Origin of the sequence: Aquabacterium sp. (genome assembly GCF_016234775.1) — a bacterium.
In the GTDB taxonomy this organism is placed as follows: Bacteria; Pseudomonadota; Gammaproteobacteria; order Burkholderiales; family Burkholderiaceae_C; genus Aquabacterium.
Genome location: NZ_JACRAH010000046.1, coordinates 52,629 through 61,535 on the forward strand (window position 1 = coordinate 52,629; position 8,907 = coordinate 61,535).

The 8,907-nt window shown below is 61.2% G+C and carries 9 protein-coding genes; 6 read left to right on the plus strand and 3 right to left on the minus strand.

Annotation, left to right across the window (positions count from 1 at the left end; genetic code table 11):
* Nucleotides 1-2 precede the first annotated feature (2 nt).
* Nucleotides 3-1,136 (minus strand): tRNA 2-thiouridine(34) synthase MnmA, encoded by a 1,134-nt coding sequence (gene mnmA, locus HY836_RS14340; RefSeq protein WP_290677038.1) that lies wholly within the window; start codon nt 1,134-1,136, stop codon nt 3-5.
* A gap of 51 nt (nt 1,137-1,187) precedes the next feature.
* Complete coding sequence (locus HY836_RS14345) at nt 1,188-1,745, minus strand: NUDIX hydrolase (protein WP_290677041.1); 558 nt, start codon at nt 1,743-1,745, stop codon at nt 1,188-1,190.
* 321 nt (nt 1,746-2,066) lie between these two features.
* Here HY836_RS14345 and HY836_RS14350 point away from each other — a divergent pair, with 321 nt between their 5' ends.
* The 6 genes from HY836_RS14350 (at nt 2,067) to HY836_RS14375 (ending at nt 7,400) form a co-directional block, all read left to right on the plus strand.
* Complete coding sequence (locus tag HY836_RS14350; RefSeq protein ID WP_290677045.1) at nt 2,067-3,182, plus strand: Re/Si-specific NAD(P)(+) transhydrogenase subunit alpha; 1,116 nt, start codon at nt 2,067-2,069, stop codon at nt 3,180-3,182.
* 31 nt (nt 3,183-3,213) lie between these two features.
* Complete coding sequence (panD, locus tag HY836_RS14355; protein WP_290677048.1) at nt 3,214-3,579, plus strand: aspartate 1-decarboxylase; 366 nt, start codon at nt 3,214-3,216, stop codon at nt 3,577-3,579.
* Nucleotides 3,580-3,618: 39 nt separating this feature from the next.
* Nucleotides 3,619-3,936, plus strand: coding sequence for an NAD(P) transhydrogenase subunit alpha (locus HY836_RS14360; RefSeq protein ID WP_133610116.1), 318 nt, complete (start codon nt 3,619-3,621; stop codon nt 3,934-3,936).
* The gene (locus HY836_RS14365) at nt 3,937-5,394 is read left to right on the plus strand and encodes an NAD(P)(+) transhydrogenase (Re/Si-specific) subunit beta (RefSeq protein ID WP_290677057.1); all 1,458 of its coding nucleotides are present in this window, start codon (nt 3,937-3,939) and stop codon (nt 5,392-5,394) included.
* Nucleotides 5,395-5,628: 234 nt separating this feature from the next.
* On the plus strand, nt 5,629-6,501 hold the full coding sequence (locus tag HY836_RS14370) for a PEP-CTERM sorting domain-containing protein (protein WP_290677060.1): 873 nt from the start codon (nt 5,629-5,631) through the stop codon (nt 6,499-6,501).
* A gap of 200 nt (nt 6,502-6,701) precedes the next feature.
* Nucleotides 6,702-7,400, plus strand: a complete 699-nt coding sequence (locus HY836_RS14375) for a PEP-CTERM sorting domain-containing protein (protein WP_290677063.1) — start codon at nt 6,702-6,704, stop codon at nt 7,398-7,400.
* 128 nt (nt 7,401-7,528) lie between these two features.
* Here the strand turns inward: HY836_RS14375 and HY836_RS14380 are convergent.
* A partial coding sequence (locus HY836_RS14380) for a calcium-binding protein (RefSeq protein WP_290677066.1) occupies nt 7,529-8,907 on the minus strand: 1,379 nt, incomplete at its 5' end.

The following is an 8,907-nucleotide window of genomic DNA, read 5'->3' on the forward strand; positions in this document are numbered from 1 at the left end:
GTTCATTCGGCGCTGGCAATCACGCCGCCGCCCAGGCACACATCGCCCTGGTACAGCACGGCCGATTGCCCAGGCGTGACGGCACATTGCGCATCCGGGAAGCTCAGGCTGATGGTTTTCGCATCGGCAGCCTCTACCACGCAAGGCGCATCGGCCTGACGATAACGCGTCTTGGCGCCCACGCCTGCTGCGCCCACGCCGGGGCCCTTGCCATCGACCCAGCTCAGGTCATCGGCCACCAGGGTGTGCTGTTGCAACCAGGGGTGGTCATGGCCTTGCACCACATACAGGGTGTTGGTGGCCATGTCCTTGCGGGCCACGAACCACGGGTCATGCTCGCCGCCTCCACGCGGAGCGCCTTTCTCTTTCACGCCACCAATGCCGATGCCCTTGCGCTGGCCCAGGGTGTAGAAGCTCAGGCCCACGTGCTCGCCCAGCTTGCGGCCGCGGTCGTCCTTGATCGCGCCGGGCTCGTTGGCCAGGTAGCGGTTGAGGAACTCGCGGAAAGGGCGCTCGCCGATGAAGCAGATGCCGGTCGAGTCCTTCTTCTTCGCATTGGGCAGCTTGATCTCGGCGGCGATGCGGCGCACCTCCGTCTTGGGCAGCTCGCCCACGGGGAACATGGTCTTGGCTAATTGCGCCTGGTTCAGGCGGTGCAGGAAGTAGCTCTGGTCCTTCAACGGGTCCAGTCCCTTGAGCAACTCGAAGCGCTGGCCGTTTTCATAAGCCGCATCGGCCACTGAACGCACGCGCGCGTAGTGCCCTGTGGCGATCTTCTCGGCACCCAGGCGCATGGCGTGGTCCAGAAAGGCCTTGAACTTGATCTCGGCATTGCACAGCACGTCGGGGTTGGGCGTGCGGCCGGCCTGGTACTCGCGCAGGAACTCGGCGAAGACGCGGTCCTTGTAGTTGGCCGCGAAATTCACGTGCTCGATCTCGATGCCAATCACGTCGGCCACCGAGGCAGCATCCAGAAAGTCCTGGCGCGACGAGCAGTACTCGCTGTCATCGTCGTCTTCCCAATTCTTCATGAAGATGCCGATGACCTCGTGCCCTTGTTGCTTGAGCAGCCAGGCGGTGACGGCGGAATCCACGCCGCCGCTCAGGCCGACGACCACGCGTTGGCGTTGTGTCATGAGAATCAGAACCCGGGAAAGAAACAGGAAGGCCGAAGAAATGCGGCGGGATCAGGAAGCGCGGTTGTGGGCCGGCGCCTTGAACACGCTTTCGTGCACGGTCAGGATGGACAGCGGGTAGCGCTCGCCGGCCAGGTAGGCCTCCAGGCACTCCAGCACCAGCGGGCTGCGATGGCGTTCGGGGCAGGCGCGGATCTCGTCGGCCGTCATCCACACGGCGCGCACGATGCCTTCGTCCAACTCCAGGGCCGGGTCCGCCTCGCCGACCGAGCCATAAAAGGCCAGTCGCAGATAGGTGATGTCTTCACCCGTGCGGGTGCGCCGAAAGCGCGACATGAACATGCCCAGGAAACCTTCTGCCTCGAAGGTGCAAGCGGTTTCTTCCAGGGTTTCGCGGATCACGCCCTGGATGGGCGATTCGCCTGGATCCAGATGGCCTGCCGGGTTGTTCAGCAGCAGGCCGTCGGAGGTCTCTTCCTCGACCAGCAGAAAGCGCCCGTCGCGCTCGATCAGCGCGGCGACGGTGACATTGGGCTTCCAGCGCACTTTGGGTGGCTGGGCAGGCTCATGCTGGGGCACAGGCTCGAGAAGCAAATCGGCGGTCTTCATGAGCCGGGCATTATCCCCTAATGTCTTGTCGCGTGTATGACTTAACGTCCTCGTGGGATACCCCAAGAAAGGGCGTTCTACGCACATCTGGTCGGCATCTGCACGCATGTGACGTGCCGGCAGGCGCCAAATTTGACAACGCAAAACCTCAAATTGAGGGGTTTTGGGTGTCCGGACAGGCCAAAACGTCCTCTCTGTCAGCTGAAACCCTAGGAAAGACGTGAACTTTGTGTATGCTGGTGGGTTAGGCAAAGTTCACGCCGGCCGCGCGCTTTTCAAGAAGCACAGCGGCTGCATCATCCACATGTGTAGGAGACTCGGATGCTGATAGGCATTCCCCAGGAGACCACCGTCGGCGAAAGCCGCGTGGCCGTGACACCGGAGACCGTCAAGAAATTGAAGGCCCAAGGACACACCTTGCGTGTGCAGGCTGGTGCCGGTATGGCTGCCAGCGTGACCGATGAAGCCTATGTGGCCGCCGGTGCCGAGATCACCGATGCAGCCGGCGCCCTGGGTGCCGACATGGTGCTCAAGGTTCGCAGCCCCTTTGCCAACGAAATGGCCCAGATGAAGCCGGGCGCCGTGCTGATCGGCATGCTCAACCCGTTCGACAAGGACGGCTTGCAGGCCATGACCGACGCCAAGCTCACCGCCTTCGCCCTGGAAGCCGCGCCACGCACCACCCGTGCCCAGAGCATGGACGTGCTGTCCTCGCAGGCCAACCTGGCTGGCTACAAGGCCGTGATGATCGCCGCTGACAAGTACCAGCGCATCTTCCCCATGCTGATGACCGCTGCCGGCACCGTCAAGGCCGCTCGCGTGGTGATCCTGGGTGTGGGGGTGGCCGGTCTGCAAGCCATTGCCACCGCCAAGCGCCTGGGTGCCGTGATCGAAGCCTCCGACGTGCGTCCTTCCGTGAAGGAGCAGGTCGAGTCGCTGGGCGCCAAGTTCATCGACGTGCCTTACGAGACCGCCGAAGAGAAGGAAGCCGCTGAAGGCGTGGGTGGTTACGCCCGCCCGATGCCGCAATCCTGGCTGGACCGTCAGAAGACGGAAGTGGCCAAGAAAGTGGCCGCTGCCGACATCGTCATCACGACAGCGCTGATCCCTGGTCGTGCCGCACCCGTGCTGGTCACCGAGGACATGGTCAAGGCCATGAAGCCCGGCTCCGTCATCGTCGACCTGGCTGCAGCGCAAGGCGGCAACTGCCCCCTGACCGAAGCCAACAAGACTGTGGTCAAGCATGGCGTGACGCTGGTGGGTGAAACCAATCTGCCCGCGCTGGTGGCCGCTGACGCGTCTGCCCTGTACGCCCGCAACGTGATCGACTTCCTGAAGCTTGTCTTCAACAAGGAAGGCCAGTTCAACGTCGATCTGGAAGATGACATCGTCAAGGCTTGCCTGATGTGTCGTGACGGCCAACTGCTGCGCGCCTGATGCGCGCACGGTGAGCCCTGAGGAGAAAGCCATGCAACGCAATATGCTGCGCGCGAAACTGCATCGCGCCACCGTCACCGAAGCCATCCTGGACTACGAAGGTTCCTGTGGCATCGATGAAGACCTGATGGACGCAGCCGACATGAAAGAGTTCGAGTACATCGAGCTCTACAACGTCAACAACGGCGAGCGTTTTGCCACCTACATCATCAAGGCGCCGCGTGGCTCCGGCACGATCTCGCTCAATGGTGCGGCCGCCCGCCGTGCCCATGTGGGCGATCTGCTGATCATCTGCACCTACGCGCCGATGAACGAAGAAGAAGTGGCCAGCTACAAGCCCAAGGTCGTGCTGCTCGACGAACGCAATGGGATCAAAGAGATCCGCAAGTTCGATTGATCGCCTGACAGTCCGATTTCTTACTATCTGGAGACAACGATGGAAGCTTTAGAGCCCGTCAGCCACGTCGTCATCAACCTGAGCATCTTCGTGCTGGCCATATATGTGGGCTATCACGTGGTCTGGACGGTGACCCCCGCTTTGCATACCCCCTTGATGGCCGTGACCAATGCGGTCTCTGCCATCGTGATCGTGGGCGCCATGCTGGCCGCCGCACTGACCGTCACGCCTTTGGGCAAGACCATGGGCGTGCTCGCCGTGGCCCTGGCGGCCGTGAACGTATTCGGCGGCTTCCTCGTCACGAGGCGCATGCTTGAAATGTTCAAGAAGAAAGACAAGAAAGCAGGAGCCAAGTAAATGAGCATGAACCTCATCGCTTTGCTCTACCTGTTCGCCTCGGTGTGTTTCATCCAGGCGCTCAAGGGTTTGAGCCATCCGACCACGTCCATCCGCGGCAACCTGTTCGGCATGATCGGCATGACGATCGCCGTGCTGACCACGGTGGGTCTGATTCAAGGTCAGGCGCAAGCCCTGAACGTCGACTTCGGCCAAGGCATCGCCTATGTGCTGGGTGCCCTGGTGGTGGGCGGCGCAGCCGGCTCCATCATGGCCAAGCGCGTCGAGATGACCAAGATGCCCGAGCTGGTCGCCTTCATGCACAGCATGATTGGTCTGGCCGCCGTGTTCATCGCGATTGCTGTGGTGGCCGAGCCGTATGCCTTCCAGATCGTGGCCAAGCCCATTGGTGATGCCCTGGCCGTGATCCCGGTGGGCAACCGCCTGGAGTTGGCCCTTGGTGCGGCCATCGGTGCCATCACCTTCTCCGGTTCGGTGATCGCGTTCGGCAAGCTGTCTGGCAAGTACAAGTTCCGCCTGTTCCAGGGCGCGCCCGTGAGCTTCGCCGGTCAGCACATGCTGAACCTGGTGCTGGGCCTGACCGCCGTGGCGCTGATCGCCACCTTCATGGCCACCGACGTGCAGCGTCTGGACGTGTTCTTTGCCCTGGTGGCACTGAGCTTTGTGCTGGGTGTGCTGATCATCATCCCCATCGGCGGCGCTGACATGCCCGTCGTGGTGTCGATGCTCAACAGCTACTCGGGCTGGGCGGCGGCTGGTATCGGCTTCTCGCTGAACAACTCGATGCTGATCATTGCTGGCTCGCTGGTGGGTTCCTCGGGCGCGATCCTGAGCTACATCATGTGCAAGGCCATGAACCGCTCGTTCTTCAGCGTGATCCTGGGCGGCTTCGGTGGTGAGGCCACGGCCGCTGCCGGTGGTGCACAACAGCAGCGCCCTGTGAAGAGCGGCTCGGCTGACGACGCCGCCTTCGTGCTGAGCAACGCCGAAACCGTGGTGATCGTGCCCGGTTACGGCCTGGCTGTGGCCCGTGCCCAGCACGCCGTCAAGGAACTGGCTGCCAAGCTCACCGAGAAGGGCATCAACGTCAAGTACGCGATCCACCCGGTGGCGGGCCGCATGCCTGGTCACATGAACGTGTTGCTGGCCGAGGCCGAAGTGCCTTATGACCAGGTGCACGAAATGGAAGACATCAACGGCGAATTTGGCCAGGCCGACGTGGCCATCATCCTGGGCGCCAACGACGTGGTGAACCCCGCCGCGCACGTGAAGGGCAGCCCGATCTACGGCATGCCGATCCTGGAAGCCTACAAGGCCAAGACCGTGATCGTGAACAAGCGCTCCATGGCTTCCGGTTATGCCGGCCTGGACAACGAACTGTTCTACATGGACAAGACCATGATGGTCTTCGGCGACGCCAAGAAGGTCGTGGAAGAAATGGTCAAGGCGGTGGAGTGATCAGCTCGCTGCCATGATCCGAAAGGATCATGTGTGACTCGCAAAACCGGGCCTTGTGTCCGGTTTTGTTTTTGTGCGGCGCACTGGATGTCGCTGGGGCGCAGCGTCCCCCGGGCTTGGTGTGGCGCGTGGCAGTCGATGCATGGATAATCCGGGAATACCCGCCCCAAGGCCTGTGATGTACACGGCTGTGCGAGGGCCGGTCTGCATTCACAACATCAGGGAGATGTCGTCATGACTTTGGGTCTTCGTCAGGTCGCTTTGACCACCTTGCTCGTTTCGAGCCTGTCGGTGGGCATGGCCCACGCTGCGAGCGTTCAACTGGACGGGCAGTTCCTGTCCGCAACCGTTGACGACAGCGGGCTGCCTGCTGGCTTTGGTCAGGTTTCACTCAACGAATCTGCGCCCGTTTGGGATTGCAGCAATGGGGCTTGTTCGCTGGCGGCGCCTTTGCAGACGGAACTGATTTTTGCGCCCACCACGGGTGCGCCTGTCACGGTGACCTCACAGGCTTTGATATTCCGCTTCGATACCTTGACCAAGAGCCAGGTCGTGCTGGATCCGCTCGGTCATGAGTGGACGCTGTCTGCTGATGCGGGTAAGTGGCTCATCGGTGTGAATGTGGCTTCTCAAGTTCCGCAAGCTGGCGATCCACAGTTTGCGACGGCATACGGTCAGTTCAAGTATTCCTCGGATTTTGACTTTCTCATCCCGACCTGGCGTGACGGCTTCCCTATCATCAATGATGGCTCGCTGTGGGACGGTGCCGCTGGGCAGTCCGCCATCCTGGGTCTGAAGCAGACGGGTGAAGTGGGTGCGGGACCGGGGGCTCTTGGTATTGGCCTTGCTCCAGCAGGCGTGGAGTGGTCCTGGTGGTTCTGGACGCAACTCGATGGCGCCAACTACGCTTACCCTTCCACCACCGATGTGCATTGCGCCGCGCTGTCTTGCATGAACTTCATGACGGCCAACGTCAATGTGAACAACTACTTTTTCAGCTTCGCTGTGACAGCCACCCCATCCGCCGTGCCAGAAGTCGGTACCTTGCCGCTGATGGCTTTGGGGCTGGTGGGTGGTGCGCTGGTGGTGCGCCGTCGCCGACGCTGAACGAGGGCTTGATCACGCCTTTTACTGGTGTTGACACACTTGCAAACCGGGCCATGTGCCCGGTTTTTTCAGGTCAATCGTGTGGCTTTTTGATTCATCAGGGCTGACGATGATTGCCTGCACGCTGAGCCGTATGGATACTGAGCACTGATGGTCCGAGTGGATTCATCAAGTTCATCATTCACATATCAGGGGTTCTCATGAAAGCAATAACCTGGCGCCGCGCTGCGCTGATCGTTGGCCTGGCTTTGCCTGCATCGTTTCAAGCCATGGCCACCGTGGTGACCATTGGCAATGACACCTTCACCCAGGAAAGTCAGTACGCTGCGGATCCTGGGGCAGCACCCGAAATCCACGTCATCGGCTTGTACGACGGAGGCAGTTCCGGGGAACAGTCCAATGACACGGGGGTTTTCATCCCAGGCACGACCGTTGTCAACGTGGAGGGCACGGCCTCAGGCCATGTGTCTCTGGTCTTGTCTTCGTATGAGCGGACGAACTGGCTTTTAACCGGCGCTGGCGTAGCGTCGCTGACCTCGGTGGTGGTCAACGGATATGGCATCAGCGAGGCCTTGGGCATTGACGGTGCAAAAGTGATCAACCGATCCGGTATGGGCAACTATCTGGCAGCTTGCGGCTACAGCCTGCCCGACAACGGCGGTGGTTGCGATACGGGCGAGTTGATCAGCGGCGTCGAAGGCTATTTTGGGCAATCCATCAGCAGCTTCACGGGCGTCTATTCGACCAGTCCCGTCCTGGGCACGGTGACCAGCCTGGCCAATCCTGCCGCCTTTCAGGTCCATGTGAACCTGTCTGCCGTGCCGGAATCCGGTACCTTGCCGCTCATGGCTTTGGGGCTGGTGGGTGGGGCGCTGGTGGTGCGCCGTCGCCGACGCTGAACGAGGGCTGACGCTTGCCGGCTGTGGCCATGACGGCATCCGCGATAACGCTTCGCGAAGCGCAGCGGGCTTGCTGAACCAGTACTTCAGCAAGCCCGCTTGAGCACCTTCTGCGGGCCTTGAACGGCTTACACCCAGCTTGCAGCGATCACGCTGTTGAGTTTGTCTTGATAGGGCTGTGGCAGCGAGGTCTGGCCGGCTGCTGGCGGCACCATGCTGGACATGGCTTGCAGCAAGGCATCGACCTTGCTGGCTGCCAGCACCTTGCCGGTGGCCCCCACCTTGATCTCGTCGAGCTGGTGATTGGTGCCCTGGAACCACGATGACACGGTGGCGCCATCAGATGTGCCGATCACCGATACCAGCAGCGAATCGCCACTTCGTTGCAGCCAGATTTGCGACTCGTTGGCGCTCTCCAGCAGCAGCGTGTCATACCCGGTTGCATCGTTGTTGGTGATCATGTCCTTGCCATCACCGGCAGCGATCACATAGGTGTCGTTACCCGCCTCACCCATGAGGATGTCCATGCCCGTGCCACCGCGCAAGGTGTCATCACCACTGCCGCCAGACATGAGATCCAAGCCGCCGGCGCCAAACAGAACGTTGTGGTTGCCATTGCCCTTCATGATGTTCTTGGCACCGTTGCCGGTGGCGGTGACGGCAGCTGAGCCGGTCAGATACACCGTGTCCAGATTGTTGTGTACGACGTAGTTGTCCACATAAATGTAGGCCCGGTCATTGAGGCCGCCACCTCCGGAGTTGGCATCTTCTTCGATCCGGGCGTTGCTGCTGTCGATGAAGTAGATGTCGTCTCCGCCACCGCCTCGCAGTGTGTCTGCCCCACCGCGGCTGTAGAGACGATCTGCGCCAGCACCGCCGACGATCAGGTTGTTGCCGGCATTGCCCATTAACTGGGTGGACTGGGTGGCGTGGCCAGTGAGTGCGATGTCCTCGGTACCGGATGCAATCAGCACCTCCACATGATCGGATGCAAGGTAGTTGACGGTGGTGCGAACGGTGTCGCGTCCGCCATCGGCCAGCTCGATGACCTTGTCCCCCGCGTTGTCGATGTAGTAGGTGTCATCGTTCAAGCCGCCGAGCATGGTGTCGGCCCCAGCACCACCATTGAGGGTGTCGATGCCTGCCTCGCCCCACAGCCAGTCGTTGTCGGCACCACCGTCCAGGCTGTCATTGCCTTCGCCCGCGAAGAGGAAGTCGTTGCCGGCCAGGGCGGTGAGGGTGTCGTTGCCGGAGAGGGCGTAGAGTTTGTCGGGGCTCGCGCTGCCTGTTAAAGCCGTCGACGTGGTCGATTGCGTGGCCGTGTTCGTCGCGGCCATTAGCGCGCTTAGCTCAGAGGGACTCCATACGGTGCCATCCTTGAACTGGATTTGTTCGATGTAGCGCAGGGCATCGACGAACCAATCCTTGACGATGATCTGATCGGTGGAGCTGATAACCAAGACCAGGTCATTGGCACTGCGGGATAGTGTGACAGCAGAAGGGGAGA

What these genes read in the sequence shown, in the direction of transcription:
- HY836_RS14375 (WP_290677063.1), top strand. Translation starts at nt 6,702, where the DNA reads ATGAAAGCAATAACCTGGCGCCGCGCTGCGCTGATCGTTGGCCTGGCT.
- HY836_RS14370 (WP_290677060.1), top strand. Translation starts at nt 5,629, where the DNA reads ATGACTTTGGGTCTTCGTCAGGTCGCTTTGACCACCTTGCTCGTTTCG.
- mnmA (WP_290677038.1), bottom strand. Translation starts at nt 1,136, where the DNA reads ATGACACAACGCCAACGCGTGGTCGTCGGCCTGAGCGGCGGCGTGGAT.
- panD (WP_290677048.1), top strand. Translation starts at nt 3,214, where the DNA reads ATGCAACGCAATATGCTGCGCGCGAAACTGCATCGCGCCACCGTCACC.
- HY836_RS14345 (WP_290677041.1), bottom strand. Translation starts at nt 1,745, where the DNA reads ATGAAGACCGCCGATTTGCTTCTCGAGCCTGTGCCCCAGCATGAGCCT.
- HY836_RS14365 (WP_290677057.1), top strand. Translation starts at nt 3,937, where the DNA reads ATGAGCATGAACCTCATCGCTTTGCTCTACCTGTTCGCCTCGGTGTGT.
- HY836_RS14360 (WP_133610116.1), top strand. Translation starts at nt 3,619, where the DNA reads ATGGAAGCTTTAGAGCCCGTCAGCCACGTCGTCATCAACCTGAGCATC.
- HY836_RS14350 (WP_290677045.1), top strand. Translation starts at nt 2,067, where the DNA reads ATGCTGATAGGCATTCCCCAGGAGACCACCGTCGGCGAAAGCCGCGTG.